The sequence below is a fragment of the Streptomyces sp. NPDC018833 genome (assembly GCF_044390825.1).
Taxonomy (GTDB): Bacteria; Actinomycetota; Actinomycetes; order Streptomycetales; family Streptomycetaceae; genus Streptomyces.
Map to the genome: position 1 here is coordinate 237,528 of NZ_JBIRZM010000008.1, position 24,937 is coordinate 262,464.

Here is a 24,937-nt window from a genome sequence, read left to right on the forward strand (position 1 = left end):
GGGACGCCGTGCGGTCACCGACCGTCCGCAGGCTCACCGTGGCGATCCCGTGTCCCCGGCATGAAGGAGCTCTTGTGAACGCTCGTGCAGCCGCTCTCGTCACGGCCCTGACGGCTCTCGCCGCCGTCGCCCAGGCGCCGGCCTCGGCGTCGAACCCGGCGTCGGCGTCGCGGCCGGCGTCGACGGGGGGTCCGGCCTCGGTGTCGTCCGGCTCCCTGCCCGCCGTGACGGCCCGCGCCGAGACGCCCACACTCCACGACGACGAGGCCGGCGGCAACGCCGACGCCGACGATCCGGCGATCTGGCGCAACGCGGCCGATCCCGGGCGGAGCCTGGTCATCGCCACGGCGAAGGAGGGCGGGCTGCGGGTCTACGACCTCGCCGCCCGGCCCGTCCAGTCGGTGCCCGCACCGCCGCCCGCGGCCGAGGGAGATGCCCCCGGCCGCTTCAACAACGTCGACCTCGTCCACGGCATGCGCCTGCCGTCCGGTCGGACCGACCTCGCGGTGACGAGCGACCGCGGCCACGACCGGCTCCGGGTGTACCGCATCGACCGCGACCGGCCCGGCGGTCCGCTCACCGACGTCACCGACCCCGCCGCGCCGCCAGTCTTCTCCGCGGACCAGGACGAGATCAACGACCAGCGCACCGCATACGGCCTGGCCACCTGGACCGATCGGGCGACGGGCCGCTCGTACGCCCTCGTCAGCCGCCGGGAGCGCACCACGATCGCGCTGCTGGAGCTGACCGCGACGTCCGCCGGCACGGTCACCCACCGCACGGTCCGCACCCTGGACCTGCCCTCCGCCTTCCGCCTCCCGAACGGCACGTCCTGGACCCCGTGCGCGGAGCCGGGTGAACTCCCGCAGGTCGAGGGCATGGTGGTCGACCCGGCGAACGGCACGCTCTACGCCGGTCAGGAGGACGTCGGCATCTGGCGGCTGCGCGCCGATCTGACGGGCACGCCGAAGCTGGTCGACACGGTGCGCGAGTACGGCGTGCCGGGCACGTACGACGAGCCGGCGGACGAGTGCGTCGCAGGACCCGACCCGGGCTACGGCGGCACGCGCCTGGCCGCGGACGTCGAGGGCCTGACACTGCTCACCGAGCCCGGCGGCGACGGCTACGTCCTCGCCTCCAGCCAGGGCGACAACACCTTCGCCGCGTACGACCGCGAGCTCGCGGACGACACCGAGTACGAGGGCGGGTTCACGGTCGCCGCGGCGTCCGCGACGCTCGACGGGGCCGAGGAGTGCGACGGCGCGGCGGTGCTGAACGCCCCACTGGGCCACAGGTACCCGAACGGCCTGCTGGTGGTCCAGGACGGCGACGCCACCCCGGCGGAGGGCGACCGCGCCGGGACGGGCTTCAAGTTCGTGGACCTGGGCGAGGTGACGGACGCCCTCGACGACTGAGCACAGGAAGGGTCCGGGCCGGGCGGTGCCGTGGCTGCGACCACCGCCCGGCCCGGAGGTCTAACTCGCGCGGTGGTCCGTCTCCGCCACGCCGATCGGTGTCGGCCGCACAGTTCGGGACGCGGCACGGCGGATCGACCGCCTGCGCCGATGCGAGGTCTGCGGTGCTACGGGGGTCCGCGCCGGTGCGGGGGTCCGCGGCGCCGCCGCGGTCAGGCCGCGGCGGCCGTCGTCAGCAGTCGGCCCATGGCGGCAAGCACCGCCGGTTCGACCCGGTAGTACACCCACGTGCCGCGCCGCTCGGAAGTCAGCAGTCCGGCCTCTTTGAGCTTCTTCAGGTGGTGGGAGACGGTCGGCTGTGAGACGCCGACGTCGGAGATGTCGCACACGCATGCCTCGCCGCCCTCGTGCGAGGCGACCGCCGAGAACAGGCGCAGGCGTACGGGGTCACCGAGCGCCTTGAACATCTTCGCGGTGCGCTCCGCCTCGTCCGCGTTCAGAGGGCGTTCGGTCAGCGGCGGGCAGCACGGCACCACGGACTCCGGTTCCAGCAGCGGCAGCACCTTCGTATTCGACATGCATCTATGTTGACACATGTCGAACCAATGGAGCTGGAGTCAGTGTCCCGGTCTCGTCCTCGCCGGTCCGCCTCTTCCTGTGTCCGGTCGGCGTCCGGTGGGGCGGCGGGCCGCTGAGCGGCCTCTTCCGCGGCCGGACTCTCGGGGAGGGACCCGGTGACCGAGGCCGCGGGCTCTTCGTGGGCGGTGTGGGCGCCGCGCTCTCGTCAGGGCGAGAACACCGCCAGCCCGATCAGCAGAGCGGTGGCGAAGGCCAGCGACCCCGCCACCAGCACTGCCACCCGGGGGCGGCGTCTGGCGAGCGCCCGCAGGGCGGGGCGTGCGCCGGACGCCGGGACGGCTCCGGGCAGCATGTACGTGGTGGCGGGGCCGGGTGCGGAGCCGATCGGACCGGTGGCCGCAGCCGTGGCGTGCCGCGGCGACGGCGGGGCTGTCGGCACGCGTTGCGGCGTCGGCTGAGGTGTCGGCACGGGTTGCGGTGTCGGCTGAGGTGTCGGCACGGGTTGCGGTGTCGGCTGAGGTGTCGGCACGGGTTGCGGTGTCGGCATGGGCCGGGAGCGTCCCTGCCAGGCGTCGGAGGCGAACCATGCGGCGACCTCGTCCGCGGTCGGCCGGTCCTCCGGCTGCTTCGCCAGCATGACGAGCAGATAGTTCTGGAACGCGGGCGAGAGCCCGACGCCGAGGTCAAGCGGCGGGACCGGCGCGGCGTCGATGTGCTGGTAGAGCGTGGCTGTCGGGGTGTCGGCCTTGAACGGAGGCCGTCCGGTGAGCAGTTGGTACAGCACGCAGCCGAGCGAGTACACGTCCGAGGCGGGCCCTGCGGTGCGACCCAGTGCCCGTTCAGGTGCCAGGTACAGGCTCGTGCCGACGATCTGGCCCGTGGTGGTGAGCGCGGCCGACGGATCGTCGACGAAGCGGGCTATCCCGAAGTCACCGATTTTGACGGCTCCTTCGCTGTCCGCGAGCAGGTTTCCCGGCTTGATGTCCCGGTGGACGATCCCCTGCCGGTGTGCCGACATGAGCCCGGCGGCCGCCTGGGCAGCCACGGCCGCGACGCGCTCCGGCGGCAGGGGGCCGTCGGTGGCGAGTTCCTCGGCCAGGCTCCTGCCCTCGACCAGTTCCATCACCAGGTAGAAGCGGCCGTCCCACGTCCCGAAGTCGAACACCGCGACGACGCCGGGGTGGTTCAGCCGCGCCGCCGTCTGCGCCTCCATACGGAACCGGGCCGCCGCCTGGGGGTCGGCGTTCTGCCCGAGGAGCAGTTTGACGGCCACGGGCCGGCCGAGCACCTCGTCGGAGCCCTGCCAGACCTCCCCCATGCCACCCTGCCCGATGCGGGCATCCAACCGGTATCGATCAGCCACCAGCACCTGCTGCACCCAACCTCGTTCCGGATCCATCGCGAGCCGCCCGCGGCCTCCGCAAGGAGAAAAGGTGAAGGAGTCGCGGCGGCCATAAGCCTAGCCAGCCCGGGGCGATGCCTCGGACGCCCGTCCACCACCACCGCCTGTGAGGGCTGGGGCCATGCGCGCGTGGGCGACGTCTTCCCGGTGCGGCCGGGGAGTTGGACGAGGGTCATGGACGCGTGCCGCCCGCGCTCCGCCTGCCGGGTTGCCATCTCGTCGAGCCGCCCGCGCCGTGCCGGTACGGCTTCCGAGGCACCAAGTGGAGTGTGTCTTACCGCAGTTCTCCATGGATCGTTCACGCTGCCCGCCGGGGTTCTCCGCACAGGTGTGACGCCCGCACAAGTCACGCTACGGCTGCCGAGGTGCGTCCCGGCGCGGCTGTGCATCTGGGGGCCACGTGCACAAGATGGCTCACCTGGACCCGTTCGACGACAACGCCCTGTGCAGGGGCGCGAGCTGACGACCGCACAGGGCGACGGCGAGCTGACGAACGCGCGGGGCGACCATGAGCCGATGACCGGGAGGGCGGTGGGCGAGCTGACAACCGCGAGGGGCGGCCGACTGCTCAGCGACCGTGCGGACGGGGTGACCCGGGTCGGAGGGGGTGGCCGGGTCGGAGGGGGTGGCCGGGTCGGAGGGGGTGGCCGGGTCGGACGGGGTGACCCAGCGCGGACGGGTGCCGTGACGGGCCGGAGGTCTCAGGAGCTGATGCGTACCAGCGCCAGCGTGATGTTGTCGGGGCCTCCCGCCTCGATGGCCGCCTTCCACAGTTCGAAGGCGGCCCGGCCGTCGTCGTGCACGCGCAGCAGGTCGTCGATCGTCCCGTCCGGCACCGGGTCGGTGAGCCCGTCGCTGCACACCAGGTAGCGATCGCCCTCGGTCAGCGCGGATGCCGTGACATGGGGTGTGACGGCACGGAAGTCGGGGGTGCCGCCCAGTGTCTGCGTCACGATCGACGTGGTGCGCTGCCCGGGCTCCGGCGGCGGGCTGTCGTCCACGCTCACCTGCCGCAGCCCGTCGGCCCCCGCGTCGTACACCTTGCTGTCGCCGACGTTGAACGTCAGCTGCGTCGTGGGCAGCAGTACCGTACCGGCGACGGTGGTCCCCATGGTCAACAGCTCCGGCGTCCCCTCCGCGGCAAAGTACACCTCGTGATTGCAGAGCTCCAGTGCATCGCGGACGGTCTCCGCGTCGTCCAGGGACGGACCGAGCGCGGAGAGCCGACGGACGACCAGGGCGCTCGCCACCTCACCGGCAGGGTGCCCGCCGAGCCCGTCGGCGACGGCGACGACGAGCGGCCTGCCGATGGGGAACAGAAAGGTCTGCGGATTCTCGGTCACGGTCCCGCACAGCGTCCATGGGCCGATGACCAGGCTGTCCTCGTTGTGATCGCGGATCAGCCCGGCATGGCTCAAGGCCGTCACGGCTATGTACGGCACGTCGGTGTCCCGCCTCTCCGTGGCAGAAGGCGTGTCCCTCCTTCCATTGTCACGCTGTGGGCGGCCGACGACGGACGTCCGTGCGGAAGCGGCGACGTACTGGGCGGCACCGGGGCCGTCGCCGTCCACGTCGTCGGATGGAGCCGGAAGCCGACCCGCTCCTCCCCGACGGCATCGGTCGGGGTGCCGGGGCGGGCGGGTCGGGATCCCGGCAGACCTGTCAGCCCCGGTACGACCACAGGTGCCGGAGCTAAGGGTCGTCCAGATGTTGTTGCCGTACCGCCAGTTGTTCATCCAGCCGATCACGTGGCGCCTGCCGTCCGGGGCGTCTTCCCGGGACACGGCCCCGTAGTAGTCCTTTCCGCGATCGACCAGTCCGCGCGCTGCACGGCGGACGTCGCGGGCCGGTCGGCCGTGGTGAACCGGTCGGCCAGGATGTGGCCCCAGCCCCCGGTGTTCATGTCGACGAGCTGGACCGAGCCTGCTTGCCCGCCTGGCGCGCAGGTCGAACGACGCCCAGCCCAGGGCCCCGCTGTCGGAGCCGGTGGCGCTCTGTTCGGCTGTCGCGTTCACTCGGTGGCGACCGCTGCGGCCGACGTCAGCTGGTGGCCCCAGGGCGGGTTGGGACCCGCCACCGCGCAGGTCAGAGCCGCCACCCTCGCGGCAAACGCGCACGCCTGAGCGACGTCCTCGATCCGCAGCTCGGTGAGCCGTCCGCCGAGGAGGCCGCGGGAGCCGAGGTGGTGGAGCAGCCCCGCCGTGAACGAGTCGCCGGCGCCCACGGTGTCGACCACCCGCGCGGGCGGCGCGGGCACCGTGATCCGCTCCCCGTCGAGCGACGCCAGTGCTCCGCGGGCGCCGCGGGTCACGACGACCAGCCGCGCCCCGGCCGCGTGCCATGCGTCGCACGCGCGCTCGGGAGCCGCGCCCGGCAGCAGCAGCTCCAGGTCCTCCTCGCTCAGCCGGAGGATGTCGGTGAAGGCGCACCAGCGGGACAGCCGCTGCCGGTACACGTCCGGACGGACCAGGAGGGGGCGCACGTTGGGATCGACGGAGACGGTCGCTGTCGCGGTGGCCCCGGCCAGGAACTCCTCGACCGCGGACGCGCCGGGGTCGCGTACCAGCGCCAGCGAGCCGGAGTGCAGACAGGCGGTGCCGGCCAGGTCGGCCGCCGCCAGCTCGGTGCGCGTCCATTGCCAGTCGGCGCTGCCCTCGGCGTGGAAGGAGTACGCCGCCTGCCCCTGGTCGTCCAGTTCGGCCACCGCCAGGGTGCTGGGCTCCGCCGCCCGTACCGCGCCGGAGAGGTCCACGCCGGACGCCTCCAGGTGGTCGCGGAAGAGGCGGCCGAAGACGTCCTGCGAGAGCCGGGTGAGGAAGCGGGCCGGTGTACCCAGGCGCGCGAGGGCGGCCGCGGTGTTCGCGGGGCCGCCGCCGGGCAGGACGCGCAGGGTGAGTTCGGCCGGGGTGTGCCGGGGTGAGGTGAAGGCGTCGGCGACGCATTCACCCAGGACAGTGACCTGCTGTGGGTGCATGGCTGCTTCTCTCTTCGGGAGGGGAGGGGCGGGGCGGATACGGGACCGCGGCGCCGCCCGGTACGACCGTTTCCGTACGTTGTCGATCTGTGACGGGCCCAGGGCATTGACGTTGCCGGGAAGCGGAGTCCATCATCCTCGGCAGGTTGTGTCAACGATGACATAAGTCAACGATGGCACTGCCCGCCAAAGCACACTGTTCCCTCATTTCGGAGCCCCCGGGCTCCGTGGCACCGCAGCTCGCCGCGCCACCGTCGCCAGGCGGCCCGGCCCGGCCCGGCCCGGTGAACCCCACCGGTCCGGCGAACGAATCCACCGCCGTGACGCCCGTGCTCAGGCCCGCGGCCTGGTCAAGCGGTACGGCCACGTCACCGCCATCCACGGCGCCGACTTCGACCTGCTGCCCGGCGAGGTCCTCGCCGCCGTCGGCGACAGCGGAGCCGGCAAGGCGAGCCTGATCAAGGCGCTCACCGGCGCGCTGACCCCGGACGAGGGGGAGATACGGCTCAACGGGGAGCCCATCCGGTTCACCGGCCCGCAGGGCGCCCGGCAGCACGGCATCGAGACCGTCTACCGGGACCTCGCCGTCGCCGCCTCGATGGACATCGCCTCCAACATGTTCCTCGGGCGCGAGCCGCGCCGGCCGGGGCTCCTCGGCAGCGCCTTCCGCGTGCTCGACAGGAAGCGGATGCGGCAGGAGGCCGCGGCCCACATGGCCGACATCAAGATCGGCCTGCGGTCGCTGGCCAAGCCGGTGGAGACGCTCTCCGACGGCCAGCGGCAGGCCGTGGCCGTCGCGCGGTCCGTCGCCTGGGCCAAGAGCGCCGTGGTGATGGACGAGCCCACGGCAGCGCTGGGAGTGAAGGAGTCCGGACAGGTCCTCGACCTGATCCGCCGGGTCCGCGACAAGGGCATGCCGGTGGTCCTGATCAGCCACAACATGCCGCATGTCTTCGAGCTCGCCGACCGGATCCACGTCCACCGGCTCGGCCGGCGCGAGGCCCTCATCAAGCCGTCCGACTATTCGATGGCCGAGGTCGTCGCCCTCATGACGGGGGCGCTGAGCGTCCGGGAGGGCGGCGGTACTGTCGTGGCGGACACCGACGCCGCCAAGGCCGCCGGAGTCTCCGCCAGCTGATACAGCATCCCCGCCGGGGGTCCCGGCCGGACCCCCGCCGGAGCCCCCGGGCGGCAGACACAGGAACGGTGACACATGGCCGCTACCCGACGCCCGACCCTGGCCGATGTGGCCCGCGAGGTGGGCGTCAGCGCCAAAACGGTCTCACGGGTGCTCAACGAGGACGGACCGAGCTCGCCGCAGACCAGGGAGCGGGTGCTCGCCGCCGTCGCGAAGCTCGGCTTCCAGCCGAACCTGATGGCCCGCAACATCCGCGTGGGCGGTCCCGACACCACCATCGGTCTGATCGTCCCGGACCTCGGCAACCCGTTCTTCGGCACGGTCGCGGGCGGGATCGAGGACGCGGTACGGGACCGGGGACTGACACTCCTGATGGGCTCGTCCGCCGAAGACGCCGACCGCGAACGGGCTCTGATCCAGACGTTCCTGGCACGGCGCGTCAGCATGTTGATGGTCGTGCCGGCCTTCGGGGCCGATCACAGCTACCTCAAGACCCAGCGCGCGGCCGGACTGCCCGTCGTCTTCCTCGACCGCCCGGGAGTCGGCCTGTCCGCCGACTGTGTGGTCAGCTCCAACCGGGCCGGCGCGCAGGAAGGCGTGGCCCACCTCGTCGAGCGCGGCCACCGGCGTATCGGATTCGTCGGTGACCTGCCCGTGAAGCTGTACACCCGGCGCGAGCGGCTCGCGGGATACCGCGCCGCCCTGGAGGAGGCGGGCATCGCCTACGACCGCGCGCTGGTGACCGGTGCACACGACCAGGGCACGGCAGCGGCGGTCACGACGCGCCTGCTGGCACTGCCGGAGCCGCCCACCGCCCTTTTCGCCGCGAACAACATCGTGGCCCTCGGTGTCGTGGCGGAACTCGCCCGTACCGGCCGCAGGGACATCGCGCTGGTCTCCTTCGACGACCTGCCACTGGCCGAGGTGCTGGAACCGGCCCTGACGGTGGTGGCCCAGAACCCGGCCGAACTGGGCACGGCAGCGGTGGCGACGGCCCTGACCCGCCTGGACGGCGACCGCACCCGGGCCCGCACGGTCACGATCCCGACCCGCCTGGTCCCGCGCGGCTCGGGTGAACTGCCCGTGCCGCAAGGAGCGCCGGCGCGCTAGGCGTATGGCCCGGTGAGGTCGGGGACGCGAGGTGGGGGCGCTCTCGATCGGGCCGACGCCCTCCGTCCCCGGGCGGGCCCCTCCCCGGCTCGGCGATGGCGCCCAGGGCCTCTCGTCCGGATCTTTCCGGGCTCATCCCCACGGCCTTCGTCGTCGGGATGAGCCCCGTAGCCTTCGTGCACGGGAAGCACGCCCGGCACCGGACCCCTTCCCTGCGGGGAGGTGCCGTCCCGGGCCCGGCACGATCACATGCCGAGCGTGCGGCGTAGGCCCACTCGGTCGGTTCCCAGTTTGGTGAAGACCGAGGACAGCAGTTTCGATACGGCGTCCTCGCCGGTGCCGAGCTCGGCGGCGATCGCCGCGTTGTCGAGTCCGAGCGCGGCGTGGCGGGCTGCCGCGCTCTCCGCTGTGGAGAGGGTCTCCTGTTCCATGACCTGGCGGCGGCGCGGGCGCAGTCCGGCGGAGGCGAGCTCGCATCGGGCGCGGGTCGCGAGGGCTTCGGCGCCGCAGGCGGTCGCGGTTTCCATCCCCGAGTAGAGCTGGTGGGCCGCCCGCTCCAGGTCGCCGAGGGCGTGCAGGGCGGTGCCGTGGTCGATGAGCGCGTGCGCGAGTTCGTACGCGGCCGGGGACTGTTCGAGGTGCTCGACGGCTTCCTGGAGGAGGCCGACCGCCTGGGCCGGGTCGGTGGTCGCCGCCTGGACACGCAGTGCGTGACCGATGACGCTGGCAGTGCCGAACGCGCGGGCGCGCTCAACGGCCTCTTGCGCGGTGGCACGGGCCTTCTCGGGGTGATGCTTGGCCTGTGCCAGGGCGAGGTCGAGTTGCCAGGGGCTCCACGCGGGGTTGCGTGTGCCTCGGCTGTCGAGGCGTTGGCCGGCTTCGGCGAGCTGCCGCTCGGCCTCCTCACTCATGCCGCGGGCCAGGAGGAGCTTGCCCCAGACGGCTTGCGGGTCGGGGTAGACGACCGCATTGGGGAAATCCTTCCCAACGTCGTAGGAATCGGCGAAGGCTTGGGCTTCGGCGATCTGGCCGCGCGCGATCAGGGTCTCGATGAGGGTGCCGATCGCGTACCACTGTGCGGGGATGTCGTGCCCGACGCGGTTGGCGATCCCGAGTCCCTGGCGTACGAAGTCCTCCGCTTCGGCGAGCCGTCCGCGCCGGTAGCGGATGTAGCCGAGCAGGGTGTAGGCGAAGGACAGGTGTGCGCCGCGCCAGCCTCGTTCCTCGAACTCGGCAATGCCGTCGTTGAAGAGCTCTTCGGCTCGGCCTGGCTGGTCGCAGTACATGAGTGTGATGGCGACGACGACCGGCACCTCGAACCCGAAGTCCTGGTCGGTCCAGCTCAGGCCGCCCGCAAGGGCTTGCTCGGCAAATTTCAGGGCAGTGGCGGAGCTTTCGCCGCGCATCGCGCCGTCCCAGGCCCGCATTCCCAGGATGTGGCGTTCGGCGAGGTCTCGGCCGGTGAGGCGCTTGGCGAACTGGGCCAGCAGCCGGGAACGGGCCGGTGAGTCCTGCTCGTCGACGCGGACCGCGTTCCATTTGAACTGCTCGGCCTGCATGCGCAGTTTGGCCCGGGCGCTGGTGGTACGGCGGGTCTCGACCGCGAGGAGCTCGGAGGCCTGCGCCAACTGGCCGGTGTGGGCGAGAGCTTGGGCAAGCCGGTAGATGACGGCCTCCCGCAGAGCCTGCTCGGTCTCGGGCTCCTCCAACGCGGCCCGCAGGTGGTTGACGGTGGTGGCGGGCTCGTGGAGGAGGCTGGCCGAGCCGAGTTCGAACAACACCTGGGCGCGGTCCTCCGGATCCGGCGGTTCACGCAGAGCGCGGGCCAGGTAGCGGCGGGCGGCGTCGGGGGCTCCGGCGGAAAAGTTCTCGCGGGCGGCCTGGCGCAGTTGCTGCACGACCCAGGTGTCGCCTTCCGGGTGCATCTCCAACATGTGGCGGGCGGCGGCCCCGGCGCCGAGGCCGGCGTCGATCACGGCCTTCGCCGCCATGCCGTGCATGGCGACGCGTACGCCCGGAGGGATGGACCGGTACACGGCAGAGGCGATCAGCGGGTGGAAGAACTCCACGACCTCGTCGCGTTTCACCGTGGTCAGGACCGTCAGGATGCGCGCGGTGTGCAGCTGGTCGATGGCCTCGCTGATCTGCGCCTCGCCGAGCGCCGCGACGCTCGCCGCAATCCTTGTGGAAATACCGGTGCCCAGCACCGCGGCGGCCCATGCGAGCCGGACGGTGGAGGGACCGAACTGTTCGAGCCGTTCAATGAGTCCGCTGCCCTTGACGGCCGAGGCGAGATCCCGGAGTTGGGGAATGTTCTCCTGTTGCGGCATCAGGCCACGGTCGCGGCCTTTCGCGGTGAGCTCGACGACCTCGAAGGGGTTTCCTCCGGTGATCGCCCAGCATTCCCGGCAGAACAGGTCGTCGGCGCCGTCACCGAGGGCATCGCGCACTATGCGCGCCACCGCGCTCGGTGTGAGGGGCTCCAGTTGGTGCGGGCGTGCCCCGTGGCGCGAGGCCAGGGTGTGCAACACGGCGGCCTCGGAAGGGAGCTCGTCCGGCCTGCAGGCCACGACGATCAGCATCCCCAGTTCCTCGGCGCGTGCGGCGAAGGCGGTGAGCCACGCGAGGGATTCCGCATCGGCCCAGTGCGCATCGTCGAGGACCAGCACGACGGCAGTGGAGCGCACCGACAGTCGGGTGGCGACCCAGTCGAGACCGTCGCGCACGCCCTGGGGGTCGGGTGCGCCGGCCTGCGGGGCGGTCAGGCCGATCGCCGGTGCGACGATGCTGTACCAGTGCCCCAGGATCTCGCGGTGCTCGTCCTCGCTCATGGCGGCGAAGGCGGGCTGGATGAGCTGGCGCACCACATGGAACGGCACCTGCTTCTCCTGCTCGCCGCCACGAGCCGACAGCACCGTACAGCCGCGTTCGCCGGCACGTCGGCGGGCTTCGGCGAGCAGGGTGGTCTTGCCGAGTCCGGCTCCTGCGGCGAAGACGAGTACACCGCCCCGCCGCCTACCGGAGCCGTTGACCGAGTCTCCGCACAATGCGTCCAACGCGTGCTGGATTGCGTGGACCTCGGATTCCCGTTCGAGGAGGGGCTGATCAGCCCACTCTTCGTGCTCCACGGCCTGTGTCATCTCTGACCCCCTCCAGCGCGTGCGGTCGAGTGTACGGTCAGAGGGATGGGATGACGCTCCTTGCGACCATTTTCAGGGAAATCGGCCACTCATTCGTGGGTGGGCCTGTACCCTCTGCTGACGCAGCCTCAGGCGCGGAGTCGTGATGCCGGCCGAAGATCGTCTCCAGGAGGCCCGGGGTCATTTTCCGTCAGTGTCGCGCGAGGGGAATCATGGCCAGCGCATCCGGCTGCGGGATACCTGCGGGAACCTCGCGCACAGTGGTGCGCGGAGCGTGAACCAACCGCCATCGGGACGCCACGCTCGCCAGAGCGATCACGATCTCCGCTGCCGCGAAATTATCCCCGATGCATTTGTGCTGACCGGCCCCGAAGGGTATGAACCTGTGCGGGCGCGGCCGGTCCGCCGAGTCGCTGTTCCAGCGATCCGGATCAAATGTCGTGGGCTCGTGGAACAGCGCGGGGTCCCGGTGGAGTGCATAGGGGCTGTACCCCAATTCGGATCCGGCTGGAATCGAGACGCCCCCGAGGTTCACCGGCACCAGAGCGCGCCTGGTGAACAGCAGCGGCGAATGCAGGCGAAGCGCCTCCCGGAAAACGCTGTCCGTGTACGTGAGTCCGGCGATGTCGGCGTAGGTCACGGGCCGAGTGCCCACCACGTCGTCGACTTCGGCGTGCAGGCGTTTCTCCACCTCCGGATGACGGCCGAGTTCGTGGAAGATCCAGGAAAGCACCGTGGCAGAGGTCTCCGTGCCGGCGAACATGATGGCGATGGCTTCGTCCCGCACCTGCTCGTCGCTCATGGTCTCGCCCGTCTCCGGGTCCACGCTGGACATCAACAGCGACAGAAGATCGTCGCGGTTCTGCTTTTCGCTGCCGTACTGTGCGATCACCTCGTCGATGATCCGGCGCAGTCGTGCACAGGCCGCGTCGAACCGCCGGTTCAGCGGGATCGGCAGCCGGTCCAGCGCCCTTGGCATGACGGTTCGCGCGAGCATGCCCTCCAGGACCGTCGGCAGCGAACGCTGTACTTCCGCGACAGCCGGCTGCCCGAGATCGCCGGAGAAGATCATCTCAGCGACCGAGGACATCGCGAACCGGCGCATCTCCGCGACCACCGAGATCTCTTCACCGGCCGTCCACGAAGCGGACATCGCGTCCGCCCGCCGGGCCATCATGTCCGCGTAGGCGGGGATCTGGCTGCGGTGGAACGCCGGTTGTACCAGTCGGCGCTGCTTGCGATGGAACTCCCCGTCGCTCGTCACGAGGCCATTGCCGAACAGCGGGCGCAGCTTCTCGAAGATCCTCCCGCGCCCGAAGTTCTTCGCGTCACCGACCAGTACGGTCTGGATCAGCTCGGGACTGGTGAGCACATGGACGGGCCAGGTGGCCACATCGAGCCGTACGACGTCGCCGTACGTCCGCAGCGACTCCAGGAACGCGATGGGCCTGCGCCACAACTGCAGCACGTGGCCCAGGACTGGCAGCCTCCCCGGAGCCACCGCGGCCGTGCGTGACTGGTTCACCTGCGTCATGGGCCACCCCTCCGTCGTACCGCTCATATCGCCGAGACCAGATCCGGGCGGGTGTACGTGGACTCCAGGCCCGCGACCCACCGTTCATCGCTGTAGCGGGTGCACTCGTACCGCTGCCAGAGGTCGGCGCCGATCATCCAGTCCTCGTAGCTCTTCACGCAGCGCGCGACTCCGGCGCGTGCCGACGGGTCTGTCACCCCGAGCGTGTCCAGCACGTGGGGCAGCTCCTGTGCGGCGGTCAGGAAGTCCTCGACGCGTGAGCGGGTGCGCTCCTGGACGGCGAGCACGGCCTGTGGCAGTGACCACTCGTTCCACCAGGCAAGGAGGGAGACGAGGTTGTTGTTGTCCCCGCAGGAGAACTCTTTGCGCAGGGAGAAGACGTCATTGCCCCATGAGATGACGTCCAGGGCGCTGCTCATGAGGTCCTGAAACGCCGGGCTGCCGTACACCTCCGGGGGCACTTCGACGCCCAGGCCGGCCTCCACCATGTCCATCATCGGCAGCAGTTGGGAGCTGTGCCGGCGCATGCGGACGTAGTCGTCGATCGTCGGCTGCTCGGCGGCATTCCGGTTGATCGCCTCTTGGTCGAGGGAATGCAGCATGAGGGGGATGTGGCTCCGGTAGCGCTCCCGTATGCCCGGCGGCATCTCGGCCAGGATGCGGTCGCACAGGTCGATGAATCCCGCCACCAACGGATTCCGGCACAGCTGCGGCGCGCTGTCGGCCTTCCCCGTGGCGAGGTACCCGGTGATCGCATCGGTGAGCGGGCGCCACGCCTCCAGCCGATTCTCCCTGATCAAGTGGTCGTGCTGGTCATCTAGTACGAACGACCAGGCCATCCACTCGGCAAGCAGCACGACGTGCCGGTAGGGCGCCTCGTGACACACCCGCCCGGACAGGTGCCCGAAACCGATGCCGGCGAACTGCTCCGCCGCGTCGGTGATCAGCCCATGGCGAAGTGCCCACGAGGTCGCCTCGCCGTTGGCCTGACCTGACTGTGGATGTTTGGAGGATTCGAAGGGGAGATGGAAGTCTGGAATGGTGAAGGAGTCGAGAAGGGCCACAAATCTCTCCATAGGGAATCCGGGATTCGACGCTTCCCGCCGAAATGCTCCGCGCGTCGACGGCCAGGCGATCACACCTCAACCACGGCGTGGCCCCCGCATGTTCCTAAGATCACTCCGCTCGCAAGATTGGTCGATTTATGCATCTGTGCGAGAACATTCGACACCTCAGTTGGTCAATTAACGCGTGGACCGGGCAGACTGTCAATATAATCCGGCCGCGAACCCCCTGGGGCATTGGGCAATCGCCAGACGATTATTCGGAGAGTCATATGCGAATGCCATAATTATGGCGTGAGGAAGGCCGGCGAATCGTCCACACGTACGCGGGGTGCGTGGCGCTCATCGGAGAACTCCCAGCTCAGAGGGGGTGATCGCCATCGCTTCAGCATCGGGCGCAGAGGCACGTGTCGATCCGAGGAAGCGAGAAGGGCGGGGCCGGCCGGGAGGAACCCGCCAGGCGCGCGGGAACCCGTGAAGCGCCTGCCTCCGTCCTCGCGCGCCGACGTTTCGCCCTACGCGCCGCCCCGGGCTCAATTCTCCGTATCCAACGGCTTCCACGATCGGCTGGAGGCATGTGACAGATCGTCGTCCGCGCATGCGGATTCGCGTCGAGCCGCACTTCCGGCAGTCGGGCGGCGAGGCGGACCACGCCTGACAGGCAGTCGACGTGCGGGCGTACCCCCTATCCGCTCCGGCGGACCCGGAGGCACGTTCACACGTCCCGCCGGCGCACGACGGCCACGGCGAGTGCGACCGCGATCAGCGGCCAGAGTGCGTACACGATCCCGGAGCCGGGGACCGCGGCGGTGGCGATCGCGGACGCGGGGGTACCCGTCGACGTGCGCCGCAGTGGGGAGCAGCGGCCCCTGCCGGCCGACATCGACCTGGCCTGTGGCGCTCTCCTTGCTGACACCGTGCGTGTACGCCAGCGCGAGGAGCAGTACGGCCAGCACCCACGTCCGCAACGGGCCTGCCGCACGAGAGCGGGACCACATGCTGGGGATCGGCGGGCCGCAACCATGCGGGGGGCATGGCCGCATCCCCGAGACGGGCCGCCGCCGCCCCTCAGCGCTCGGTGTCCGACGGACCCAGTCGCATGTTCCAGCGGCCCGACCGCCCGGTGAGGGGGACGGTGGCAAGCGGCGGCACGTCGATCCGCCAGAACGCCGACAGGGGTGCGGCGAGGGCGTGAACGACCGCGGCGCGTACGACGGCCGGTTCCGTGAGGGCGAGCACCCTGCCCGCGTCCTGAGGGAGGCCGTCCATCCACAGGCCGACACGACGACAGAGCTGCCGCACGGACTCGCCGCCGTGCGGCGCGGCCTCGGGGTCCGTTGTCCAGCCCGCGAGCGCCTCGGGCTGATCGGCGGCCACCTCGGCGAGCGTGCGCCCGCGCCATGTGCCCACGTCCAGGTCGCGCAGGGCTTCCTCCGCCCCGGCCGTCAGGCCGAGTGCCTCGGCGGTCTGCTGACACCGCAGTGAGGGTGCCCGTACGCGGACCGAGGCCGCTGGGATCCGGTCCGCCGCCGCACGCACCTCCCGTACGCCCCGTTCGTCGAGCGGCCCGTCATCGAACCGCGCCGCACGCACAGTTGGGCCGGCCCCGCCGCACAGCAGCGTGAGGCGGATGGACATGTCTGAAACCCCCTGTGCAGGTACCCGGCTGGATCGCGGGCTCTGGCGGGATCGTACGGGCGGGAGCAGGGCGCGCGCCGTGCAGCCGTGCGCCGGTGGTCACCGTGCACATGCGCTCTTGGCGGCCCCGGCGGTGGCCGGTACTCTTCCCCCGCTAGGACGACGGCGCTCACGGAAGTCCGGTGAAAACCCGGCACGGTCGCGCCACTGTGTGCCGAGCGGTGAATCCCGAACCCAGGGTGGACCGCCCGGTGAGTCAGACCCGTAGCCGTCGTCGCGTGCTTCACACAATGCGGGACGCGTGTTCCCGAGGAGGTACCCCGTGGCTCAGTCAGCCATCACGCCCGTCACAGTCGCCGTCTCCCCGCCCGCCGTGGCCAAGCTCCCGGTCAGGGCCGTCGCTCCCTGGGCCGCCTTCTTCGGCGTCCTGATGCTCGTCCTGCTCTACTTCGTCGGCACCGAGCAGGGCGCGCTCTCCGTCTTCTCCGGTGAGTCCGTGCACGAGTGGGTGCACGACGGCCGTCATCTGCTCGGCTTCCCCTGCCACTGAGACGGGCGGAGCCCAGCCATGAATTCTGCAATCGTCCGCGGCCTACTGGTGCGCGGCATGCTCGCCGGTGTCCTGGCGGGTCTGCTCGCCTTCGGGCTCGCGTATCTGATCGGTGAGCCCCCGGTGGACGCCGCGATCGCCTTCGAATCGGCCCACTCGCATGAAGAGGGAGGGGAGGAACTGGTCAGCCGGGCGGTGCAGTCGACCGCCGGTCTGGCCACGGCCGTCCTCGTCTACGGCACCGCGCTCGGCGGCATCACCGCGCTGGCGTTCTGCTTCGCGCTGGGCCGCATCGGCCGCTTCGGCGCCCGCGCCACGGCCGCGTTCGTCGGGCTCGGCGGATTCGTCACCGTGGCCCTCGTGCCGTTCCTGAAGTACCCGGCGAACCCGCCGGCGGTCGGCGACCCGGCCACTCTGAATCAGCGCACCGCGCTGTTCTTCCTGATGATCGTCCTCAGCGTGCTCCTGGCGGTCGGCGCCGTGCTGCTGGGCCGGGCGCTCGCACCCCGCTGGGGCTCCTGGAACGCCTCGATCACCGCCGGGGCCGCGTTCGCGGTGGTGGTGGCGATCGCCATGGCCTTCCTGCCTGCGGCCGGCGGACTCCCCCATGGGTTCCCGGCCGATGTCCTGTGGGAGTTCCGCCTGGCGTCACTGGGCGTCCAGGCCCTGCTGTGGGCGTCCCTGGGCCTGATCCTCGGCTTCCTCGCCGAACGGGTCCTGGAACCCCGCGCCGCGGCGGTGACCGGGACGAGCCCGGCGCCACAGGCTTCGGCGCCGGCTCACTGACGCCTGCTCTGCGAGAGACCGTCGGGGGCGCGCCCGACGGCCTCTCCTTCAGCTCCTTCAGCCGAGGGCGGGGAGCAGGTCGTTGCATGCCTGCCCGCACCGCCGGCACGCTTCGGCGCATCCCCGGCAGTGTTCGTGCATGTCGGCGCGGCTCACGCACTCGTCCGCGCACGCCTCGCAGACGGTGGCGCACGCCTGACGCATGGCTCGGGTGACCCGGTCAGTGCGGTGGTGGGATCAGCCGGGAGGGCGTAGCCCCGTCAGGGTCACGGTGACCAGTCGCCGTACGGCGTCCTCGGAGGGCAGGCTGCCGGCTGCGGCGAGGGCGTGCAGGCAGTAATTCGCGAGCTCGTCGGGGGCGACATCGTCCCGGAGGCCGCCGGACTCCGCCACCTCCTTCAAGAGCTCCCGGAAGAGGGCGAGCAGCTGCTGCTGGGCGTGGTCGACGTGCTCGCCGCGGTGCAGGAGCGCCGCCAGTTCCTCGGTGCCGTGGCGGCGGCGGTGGTGGCAGATGAGTGCGTACTGCTCCAGTACCGCTTCGAGCCGCTCGCCGGGGTCGCCGGGTCGGCTCCGGAGCTCGGTGAGGTGCGCGAGGTGGCCCGTGACGTGTCGCTCGTGGTGAGCGGCCAGGATCGCCGCGACATCCGGGAAGTACTTGTACAGCGTCGCCCGGCCGATACCGGTCTTCTCGGCGATCCGCGTCATGGTCACCGACATCAGTCCGTGCTCCGTCACCAGCGCCCAGGTGTTCTCCAGGATCGCCTCGCGGACGGCGTTGCGGTGCGTCTCGATGGTCTCGTTCCACAGCTTCGGCACTCCGCAAGTATACGGTGTGACCGGGTAGTGACACATTGATCGGTAATAGACGCTGTGTCTCGTAAACTGGTGTAGCCCGGCAGACATCGCTGATCGCCCACCGGAGGTATCTCATGGCCGACACGCCTCGCCACCCCGACTCCGGGGCAGGGCCCGATCACGGTATGCCCCCTCGTATGCCGCGCTGGGTGAAGTGGCCCGCGATCATCATCGGCATCGTGGTCCTGCTGTTCGTCATCCTGAAGGTGACGGGCCATGGTGGGGGGCACGGCCCTGGGCGACACCTGTCCGGAGGTGCTGCGCTGAGCGGCGTCACGCAGGAGTACGCGCCTTTCGCGGACGTTGCCCGGAGCGACGGCCCATCCCGATGGAGCCTCCGATGACCATGTCTCCGTTCCTTCGCAAGGTCGTCCTCACCGCGCACGTCACGACCTCGCTCGGCTGGCTCGGCGCGGTCGCCGCCTACATAGCCCTCGATGTCGCGGCCGTGGCCGGTCAGGACGTCCAGACGGTGCGGAGTGCCTACCTGTCGATGGAGCTGATCGCCTGGTACGTCATCGTCCCGTTGGCCCTCGCGTCGGTGCTCATCGGGCTGATCAACGCATTGGGCACCTCCTGGGGGCTGTTCCGGCACTACTGGGTGCTGGTCAAATTCCTGCTCACCCTCCTCGCCACCGCCGTCCTGCTCGTGGAGACGCAGACCGTCAGCTCCATGGCGGATGTGGCAGCCTCCGGTGCCGATCCCCGGAGCCTGCCGGGCTCGCTGCCCCATTCCGTCGGCGGCCTGGTGGTCCTGGTCGTCATCACGATCCTCTCGGTGGTCAAGCCGCGGGGTCTGACCAGGTACGGGTGGCGCAAGCAGGAGCAACAGCGGCGCGACGAGCGCGCGCGGCGTCCGTTTCCGTCGAGTAGGTAGGGGCGGGAGCGCATCGGCCGTGGAGGTCGGTCGGCTGCACAGGAGTGCGCCGACACGGGCGATCGCCTCGTCCGTCGCCCCGATCGCTTCGGCCTCGACCAGGTCATCGAGGTCTCCTCCGCCGCCGCGGTCGCCTGGCAGTTCTCCGCCTGCGAGCATGCCGTGCCGTACGCGAGCCGTGCCGTACGCGAGCATGCCGTGCCGTACGCCAGGCGCGGCGGTCAGTGATAGGCGTGGGCGACTGCGTGGCCCTTGCCGCGGCCGATCATCCACTTGTTCACCGGGGTGGTGACGAAGAAGGCGACGACGAAGCCGCCCAGCAGCGCCGACCAGAACAGGCCGTCGGAGAGGTGGGCGTCCATGGCGCCCGGAGTCAGCGCGATGACGAGGTTGTCCACCAGTTCCATGATCGCGATGGACACGGTGTCGGCGGCGAGGGCGACGCGGATGGCGGCCTTCAGGCTAAGGCCCGCGTGGAGCACGGCGTACAGGGTGAACGAGTAGCCGAACAGGAACGCCAGGGCGATGGCCAGGACCATGGTGGGGACGTTGCTCCAGAGCAGCGCGGTGCCGATCACCATGCCCAGGATCTCGCCGATCGCGCAGCCGGTCAGGCAGTGCGCCGTCGCCTTCGCCGCGGTACCCCAGGAGGCGCCACCGGCGCCGTCACCGTGGTGATCGTCCTCATGAGCCGCGTGCTCCTGCGCCTTCTCCTGGGCACCGGAGGGATCGGCCTGATGAGCGGTGTGGTCCCTGTCGTCCATGACGTACTCCCTCTCACCCTTCCAGTGTGTGTCGGGCCCGACGGACCGGCACCGTAGGGAGTTCGACAGAGTTCAGAGACCGTAGGGAGTCAGACACCGCATGGAGGAGGACGTGGCGGGGGCGGCCAGTGGCTGCCCCCGCCGTGCGGCTTCTACGCTCAGCTCTTGCCGAGCAGCCCGTTCATCCGCGTGATCTCCGCGCTCTGCGACGTGATGATGGTGCCGGCCATGTCCTTGGCGGGCCGGTAGGCGCCTTCGGACTGCTCGGTCCTGGCCATCTCGACCGCGCCCTCATGGTGCTTGACCATCATCTCCAGGAAGGCGGTGTCGAACGCCTTGCCGGAGGACTTCTCGAGCCTGTCCATCTCCTCGGGCGTCATCATGCCGGACATGGAGTGGCCGGCGTGCTCTCCGCCCTCTTCCTCCCCGGGGACTTCCTCGCCCCAGGAGGTGAGCCATCCGGACAGCGTCTTGATCTCCGGGTCCTGTGCCTTCTTGATCTCCTCGGCCAGCTTCTTGACCTCGGCGGACGCGGCCCGGGTCTCCGCCAGCCCGGCCATCTCCACGGCCTGTCGGTGGTGGGGGATCATCCCCTTCGCGAACGAGACGTCGGCGGCGTTGTGCTCACCCTGCTGTGCGGCGGCGGACGCGCTGGGCGAGGCGCTCTTGTCGTGACCGTCGTGCCCGACCGGGCTGTCGTCTCCACCGCCGCAGGCGGCGAGCACGACAGCGGCGGTTGCCGCGGCCGCCACGGCGGCGGCACGGCGGATCATGGAACGGTGTGCGGTCATGGTGGTGCGACTCCTGTGTGTGCGCTGAATCGGGCGTGGCTCTCAACGGCGGCTCCCGACAAGGGGTTCGGGTCCGCCGGGGCCCGCCTATATGCGCAGGAGTTGCAGTTCGCTCAGTGTCGGCGGGGCGCGTCCGCCGACATGAGCGGTCGGGGCGAAGGAGGCCATGTCCGCGGTCGCGCGGTCGGCCACACCGGCCAGGGCCAGGGCGGGAAGCGCGGGCGCCGTACTCGTGCCGCCTGCCGCACAGGTGGCGTCGGCGTGCTCGGCGTGCCCGCCTGTGCCTGTGCCACTGTGGTCGGCGTGCCCGCCTGTGCCTGTGCCGCCGTGGCCGGCGTGGATGCAGTCCTCGCAGGCCGTCACGGCGGTGTGGGACGCGGCCGAGGTCGCGGTGACATGGTCTGAAGCGGCCGCCGCAGTGGAGTGGGGCGGTGCAGGGGAGGCGAAAGCAGGGCCCAAGCCATGCATGGCCAGGACCCCAGCGAGCACGGCCAGCACAAGCAGCAGGTACGCCCGCGCCCCATGGGGCTGGGCCGCATGCCTTCCCTGCCGACTCATGCCCGCATCGTAATCCGGCGCCTTCCTCTGGCGGGATCGAGCACCCTGCCCGGCAACAGCGGAGCCGCTGCTGCAGGACCTTGCCGGTCCCTGCCGGCCAGGCTGCTCTGTGGACGCGTACAGCGCCGGTAGTGCCGCCCAGTGGCGCGGGTCACAGGTTACGTTCGTGATGCGAGACGCCGCGCGCCCGGTGCGCCGCCGTCCGGGGGCGTGGGCAGTGCGAAGACACAAAGGGACGCCCGCGGCTGGGGGCCGCGGCGCCTTGAACAGGCAGCGAGACATCTGGCCAAGGACCGGCCAGGGACGGGACCGTCTTTGACCACACCGTCGAGGACACCCGCGCCTCGATCCTGCGGTACGCCCGGTCCACTCAGGATCGCTGAACCACCTTCGTCGTTCCAAGCCATGAGCACGGCTCACGACACTCCTCCCTGCCGGGGCCCACGGACAGCGCAGTGTCAGGCCCCGCCGCGCAATCGCCCTGCCGCCTCGACGAGCCAGGCCGCTTTTCTGAGCAACTGCTTACTGGGCTTGGCCACATCATCACGCGCCAGCCCCACGGTCCGTCCACCGGGCAGCGCGCGGTCTCTCACCGAGCTGAACCCGCGCTCGAAGGTGGGTGCGGGCAGGTCGCCCGGCGCGGTCCGCCCGTCGGTACGCCGGACGGCCTCCGCCTTCGCCCCGGCAGACCCAGCACAGGTAGGAGCAGCCGCCGATTGCCACCAGCAGGGCACCGGTTCCCCACACCCTTGGCTGCTTTACGTGCCGTTGCACCCATCGACCGGGCATGCGCCCAGGCAACAGGCCGTGGACACCCAGCACGGAGCACGCAAGCCACAGGGTGACAGCTGCGACGGATCCGGCGAGGATCGTGGGCGCGAACGCCGTCCCCACGGCCCACCCCCAAGGAAGCCGCGTTCCGGCGGCCGGAAGTTGCTCTGGCATCAGTGGGTTGGTATCGGGTCGAGACACTCCAGGGGGCACTGCAACCACCCGCCGCTCGTAGACTCCGCCGCATGAGGTGGGGCAAAGCGGTGGTGGTCCTCGGGCTCGTGTTCCTGTTGAGCGCGTGTGGTGCAGAGCTCAACCCGCTTTTCATCAACGGCGATCGCGCGGAGCCCGTGATCGGTTGGCGGGAGTGCCCACACGCCAAGCATGACGGCATTACCGAGGTCGGCCTGTACGAGTGGGATGACTCCAGCACCGTCGACGAGCCCGGTGAACTGTTGTGGCACATCAAGGCTGACCGGAGTCTCCCGCTGCACCGGATACGGATGGGAAGCGCACCGGAAGGCTTCACGACGCAACGCCCCTTGACCGCGACATTGGACGCCCGATCCACCTACGCCCTGCGCACCAACATGACGTCGGATGACCTCGTTCCCGGCTTCCTGACCTTTCGGCCAGAGCAACTGTCGACCGGGCGCGTCGTTTTCAGTGACGGCAGAGCAGAGTCGCGAAGGGAGTACGAGGGGCTGGACAGCGAGCAGTTCGGTTGCTTCACCAGCTGAGGCCATGCACGCGTCCACGACGTCTTCTCGGTGATCGAAAAGGGCACCGGGGAGATGGTCGCCGCGACCATCCGCACCATCTTCGCCCAGCCCACCACTGAGGCAGTCCGGGCCCAGCTGGATACTGTCGCCGACATCCTCGGCAGACAGTTCCCCAAGGTCAAAACCATGCTGCTGGAGGCGAAAGAGGACCTCACCGCCTTCGCCGACTTCCCCCAGCGGCACTGGAAAAAGATCCAGTCCACCAACCCGCTGGAACGGATCAACCGCGAGATCAAACGCCGCACCGACGTCGTCCAGGTCTTCCCCAACCCCGAGGCCGTCCTACGACTGGCCACCGCAGTGCTGGCCGAAATGCACGACGAATGGATCGCCTTCCCTCGCCGCTACCTCTCCGAAGAGAGCATGGCCACCGTCGACCCGAGGCCCTCCCCGGCACTACCGAGGGCTGATCCCCTCCATCACGGCAGGGGGACACGATCGACTAAAACCGCTCATGTCCGATGCCGGACCATGTGCAGCTCACCCGACCGCGCGGCAACCGGGTCAACCCGCACGGCTGGTCAGGACGCAGTTCGGATAATCGTTGTCCGGATCGCCGACGGCGACCCAGAGCTTCAGGACCTTGCCGTGCCTCAAGGCGTCGTAGGAGTCGGGCTCCCGCTCACCCGTTTCGGGGTGAGCGGCGTCGAAGGTCACACCGACGAAGGTTGGCTTCTTGTTGGAGTCTTGCACCCAGGTGCCTGTTCCGGACCCGGTCAAACCCTCGTCCCAGCGGTAGGCGATGCAGACTTTATCGGCGATGAACGTCCCGTCCGGCTTCAGCGTGAGGGTGCCGCCGTCGGCATCGGTCCACGTGGTCGCAAGTTCGGCCGGCTTCAGAACGATCGGCTTGCCTTCGGGCGGCGGCATGACGGTGAACCTGCCGCAGGCCGTCAGGGCGAGGGCCATGGCGAGCAAAATCAGCGCAGTACGACAGGAACGCAACACACTCCACCCCTAGCGGGTTCCGCAGGCCGCCGGCGCGACCGATGGGCTCAAGAACGCACGCCGTACCCTGACACAGTGTTTGAACACGTTCAAGTCTTGGTCGTTTCGGTGGCCACTCTTGACGAGGCGTGAGGTGGTACGGCAGCGAAGTACCGCAACCACAGCGGCCGATCGCGGTCGGGCCGCAAATAGCCCATGGGTCACCTTCTTCGCGAACCGTTTCCTGGACCGGCGCACGCGACGGTCCATGCCATCACCACTTGACGCGACGGGCACCGAGCAACTGCTCCAGCGGATGAGGGACGAGAGCAAGGCGGATGGGACGCCCAAGATCCCGGGCGCATCTACGTACGCCGACATGGAATCCGCTCAGCGGTACACCCAATACGCTCTACGTGACAACACGGACGAAATCACAAGTGGCTCAATGAGAATCCGCCGAAGCCGTTCGCGGAATTCAATACGGCGTCCGTTCCTCTCCAGGGTCCCCTGGCCGCCGTCGCGGTGACCGGGCGCGGCACGGCTCTGGTCGACGGACAGCTCGCAGAGGTGCGCGACACCAAGGGGGTCTCGCTTCGTCTCATGCACGACCCGAGCCTCGATCCGCCGTTCGTCGTCTTCAGCTCGATGCCCAAGTGAGGGAGACCCGGATGGACAGCGAGACCGAGCCCGATCGGCAGGACGGCCCCCAGCTGCCCCTGGATGCCGCGACCTGGGCGGCGGCTGTGGAGATGTACCGCAACCGGTACTCCTTCGTCGCGGTCGGCCCGCGCGCCCACGAGGACTGGCTGCCCGATGTGGCCGCGGTGATGCACCGCGAGGTGGCCGACCCCCGTGGCTGGAGCGGCAGCGATCCCGAGCAGGGAGACGAGGAACTGGAGGAGGACCCCGCCTTTCCGTTCCGGGTTCCGCCGACGGATGAGACCGGGGCCGCGGAATGGCGCAGCCGGCTGTTCGAGATCCCGCGTTCCGCCGTCGTACGGCTGCTCGTCATGCTGGCGACGGACGCCATGGACGTGTCGCGGCAGTACGGCTTCGCCGAACGCAGGCCGAGCATGGAGGAACGCGCGCAGGCGATCCTGTCGCGCTTCCCGGAGGGCTCGCAGTTCTTCACGAACACCCGCCACGGCGACCACCCCGACTTCTACGAACGGGTCACCGGCTGCTGGCCTATGACCCAGTACTCCTGGGACTTCGGCCTCCTCGCGGTGTCCCGTGAGGAAGTCGGCCTCATCTGGTCGTTCGACGCAAGCTGAAGTGG

General features: G+C 70.2%; 22 protein-coding genes, 4 pseudogenes and 1 riboswitch. Of the genes and pseudogenes, 11 read left to right on the forward strand and 15 right to left on the reverse strand.

The features are described from left to right. The first annotated feature begins 74 nt into the window (after positions 1–74). Positions 75–1,415, forward strand: coding sequence for a phytase (locus ACH5AF_RS18775; RefSeq protein ID WP_398902740.1), 1,341 nt, complete (start codon positions 75–77; stop codon positions 1,413–1,415). Between the two features lie 212 nt (positions 1,416–1,627). On the opposite strand, the gene ACH5AF_RS18780 is transcribed toward ACH5AF_RS18775, so the two are convergent. The 4 genes from ACH5AF_RS18780 to ACH5AF_RS18795 all read right to left on the reverse strand — a co-directional run bounded on the left by ACH5AF_RS18780 (position 1,628) and on the right by ACH5AF_RS18795 (position 6,370). Beyond that, complete coding sequence (locus ACH5AF_RS18780; RefSeq protein ID WP_398902741.1) at positions 1,628–1,993, reverse strand: ArsR/SmtB family transcription factor; 366 nt, start codon at positions 1,991–1,993, stop codon at positions 1,628–1,630. A gap of 206 nt (positions 1,994–2,199) precedes the next feature. Beyond that, positions 2,200–3,357, reverse strand: coding sequence for a serine/threonine-protein kinase (locus ACH5AF_RS18785; protein WP_398902742.1), 1,158 nt, complete (start codon positions 3,355–3,357; stop codon positions 2,200–2,202). 740 nt (positions 3,358–4,097) lie between these two features. Beyond that, positions 4,098–4,838 carry a PP2C family protein-serine/threonine phosphatase gene (locus ACH5AF_RS18790; protein ID WP_398902743.1) on the reverse strand — a complete coding sequence of 247 codons (741 nt, stop codon included), beginning with the start codon at positions 4,836–4,838 and terminating at the stop codon, positions 4,098–4,100. Positions 4,839–5,407: 569 nt separating this feature from the next. Beyond that, entirely contained in the window at positions 5,408–6,370 is a 963-nt protein-coding gene (locus ACH5AF_RS18795) for a carbohydrate kinase (protein ID WP_398902744.1), read from the reverse strand. Positions 6,371–6,654: 284 nt separating this feature from the next. Here ACH5AF_RS18795 and ACH5AF_RS18800 point away from each other — a divergent pair. Further along, a pseudogene (locus ACH5AF_RS18800) lies at positions 6,655–7,508 on the forward strand (ATP-binding cassette domain-containing protein). A 75-nt stretch (positions 7,509–7,583) separates the two neighbouring features. Next, entirely contained in the window at positions 7,584–8,618 is a 1,035-nt protein-coding gene (locus tag ACH5AF_RS18805) for a LacI family DNA-binding transcriptional regulator (protein WP_398902745.1), read from the forward strand. 245 nt (positions 8,619–8,863) lie between these two features. Here the strand turns inward: ACH5AF_RS18805 and ACH5AF_RS18810 are convergent, their stop codons facing one another. The 5 genes from ACH5AF_RS18810 to ACH5AF_RS18830 form a co-directional block, all read right to left on the reverse strand. After that, on the reverse strand, positions 8,864–11,758 hold the full coding sequence (locus ACH5AF_RS18810) for an ATP-binding protein (protein ID WP_398902746.1): 2,895 nt from the start codon (positions 11,756–11,758) through the stop codon (positions 8,864–8,866). Positions 11,759–11,948: 190 nt separating this feature from the next. Next, entirely contained in the window at positions 11,949–13,292 is a 1,344-nt protein-coding gene (locus tag ACH5AF_RS18815) for a cytochrome P450 (RefSeq protein ID WP_398902747.1), read from the reverse strand. 23 nt (positions 13,293–13,315) lie between these two features. Then, positions 13,316–14,356 (reverse strand): lyase, encoded by a 1,041-nt coding sequence (locus ACH5AF_RS18820; RefSeq protein ID WP_398902748.1) that lies wholly within the window; start codon positions 14,354–14,356, stop codon positions 13,316–13,318. A 715-nt stretch (positions 14,357–15,071) separates the two neighbouring features. After that, on the reverse strand, positions 15,072–15,239 hold the full coding sequence (locus ACH5AF_RS18825; RefSeq protein ID WP_398902749.1) for a hypothetical protein: 168 nt from the start codon (positions 15,237–15,239) through the stop codon (positions 15,072–15,074). 185 nt (positions 15,240–15,424) lie between these two features. After that, on the reverse strand, positions 15,425–15,994 hold the full coding sequence (locus tag ACH5AF_RS18830) for a histidine phosphatase family protein (protein ID WP_398902750.1): 570 nt from the start codon (positions 15,992–15,994) through the stop codon (positions 15,425–15,427). Between the two features lie 173 nt (positions 15,995–16,167). Further along, positions 16,168–16,256, forward strand: a riboswitch (cobalamin riboswitch). Positions 16,257–16,316: 60 nt separating this feature from the next. Here ACH5AF_RS18830 and ACH5AF_RS18835 point away from each other — a divergent pair. Together ACH5AF_RS18835 and ACH5AF_RS18840 are read left to right on the forward strand one after the other, a co-directional pair. Next, a complete protein-coding gene (locus ACH5AF_RS18835) occupies positions 16,317–16,544 on the forward strand; it encodes a CbtB-domain containing protein (protein ID WP_398902751.1) in 228 nt (75 codons plus the stop codon). Positions 16,545–16,562: 18 nt separating this feature from the next. Beyond that, positions 16,563–17,330 (forward strand): CbtA family protein, encoded by a 768-nt coding sequence (locus tag ACH5AF_RS18840; RefSeq protein WP_398902752.1) that lies wholly within the window; start codon positions 16,563–16,565, stop codon positions 17,328–17,330. Between the two features lie 57 nt (positions 17,331–17,387). On the opposite strand, the pseudogene ACH5AF_RS18845 reads toward ACH5AF_RS18840, so the two are convergent. Both ACH5AF_RS18845 and ACH5AF_RS18850 read right to left on the reverse strand, forming a co-directional pair. Continuing rightward, positions 17,388–17,546, reverse strand: a pseudogene (locus tag ACH5AF_RS18845) (four-helix bundle copper-binding protein); the annotation flags it as partial. A 21-nt stretch (positions 17,547–17,567) separates the two neighbouring features. Continuing rightward, a complete protein-coding gene (locus ACH5AF_RS18850; RefSeq protein ID WP_398902753.1) occupies positions 17,568–18,146 on the reverse strand; it encodes a TetR/AcrR family transcriptional regulator in 579 nt (192 codons plus the stop codon). Between the two features lie 379 nt (positions 18,147–18,525). Between ACH5AF_RS18850 and ACH5AF_RS18855 the strand changes: the two genes are divergently transcribed. Next, complete coding sequence (locus ACH5AF_RS18855) at positions 18,526–19,062, forward strand: hypothetical protein (RefSeq protein ID WP_398902754.1); 537 nt, start codon at positions 18,526–18,528, stop codon at positions 19,060–19,062. An 87-nt stretch (positions 19,063–19,149) separates the two neighbouring features. Then, positions 19,150–19,236 (forward strand): annotated as a pseudogene (locus tag ACH5AF_RS18860) (cation transporter); the annotation flags it as partial. A 47-nt stretch (positions 19,237–19,283) separates the two neighbouring features. On the opposite strand, the gene ACH5AF_RS18865 reads toward ACH5AF_RS18860, so the two are convergent. From ACH5AF_RS18865 to ACH5AF_RS18875, 3 genes are all read right to left on the reverse strand, one after another. Beyond that, the gene (locus ACH5AF_RS18865; protein WP_398902756.1) at positions 19,284–19,826 is read right to left on the reverse strand and encodes a DUF4396 domain-containing protein; all 543 of its coding nucleotides are present in this window, start codon (positions 19,824–19,826) and stop codon (positions 19,284–19,286) included. A 158-nt stretch (positions 19,827–19,984) separates the two neighbouring features. Then, positions 19,985–20,617 (reverse strand): DUF305 domain-containing protein, encoded by a 633-nt coding sequence (locus ACH5AF_RS18870; protein WP_398902757.1) that lies wholly within the window; start codon positions 20,615–20,617, stop codon positions 19,985–19,987. An 87-nt stretch (positions 20,618–20,704) separates the two neighbouring features. After that, entirely contained in the window at positions 20,705–21,175 is a 471-nt protein-coding gene (locus ACH5AF_RS18875; protein ID WP_398902758.1) for a DUF6153 family protein, read from the reverse strand. 1,016 nt (positions 21,176–22,191) lie between these two features. Between ACH5AF_RS18875 and ACH5AF_RS18880 the strand changes: the two genes are divergently transcribed. Together ACH5AF_RS18880 and ACH5AF_RS18885 are read left to right on the forward strand one after the other, a co-directional pair. Further along, positions 22,192–22,686: a hypothetical protein gene (locus ACH5AF_RS18880; protein ID WP_398902759.1), complete on the forward strand. Its 495-nt coding sequence runs from the start codon at positions 22,192–22,194 to the stop codon at positions 22,684–22,686. A gap of 21 nt (positions 22,687–22,707) precedes the next feature. Continuing rightward, a pseudogene (locus tag ACH5AF_RS18885) lies at positions 22,708–23,106 on the forward strand (transposase); the annotation flags it as partial. Positions 23,107–23,232: 126 nt separating this feature from the next. On the opposite strand, the gene ACH5AF_RS18890 reads toward ACH5AF_RS18885, so the two are convergent. After that, positions 23,233–23,637 (reverse strand): hypothetical protein, encoded by a 405-nt coding sequence (locus tag ACH5AF_RS18890; RefSeq protein WP_398902760.1) that lies wholly within the window; start codon positions 23,635–23,637, stop codon positions 23,233–23,235. Between the two features lie 543 nt (positions 23,638–24,180). Here ACH5AF_RS18890 and ACH5AF_RS18895 point away from each other — a divergent pair. Together ACH5AF_RS18895 and ACH5AF_RS18900 are read left to right on the forward strand one after the other, a co-directional pair. After that, complete coding sequence (locus ACH5AF_RS18895; protein ID WP_398902761.1) at positions 24,181–24,315, forward strand: hypothetical protein; 135 nt, start codon at positions 24,181–24,183, stop codon at positions 24,313–24,315. Between the two features lie 11 nt (positions 24,316–24,326). Continuing rightward, entirely contained in the window at positions 24,327–24,932 is a 606-nt protein-coding gene (locus ACH5AF_RS18900) for a hypothetical protein (RefSeq protein ID WP_398902762.1), read from the forward strand. Positions 24,933–24,937 lie beyond the last annotated feature (5 nt).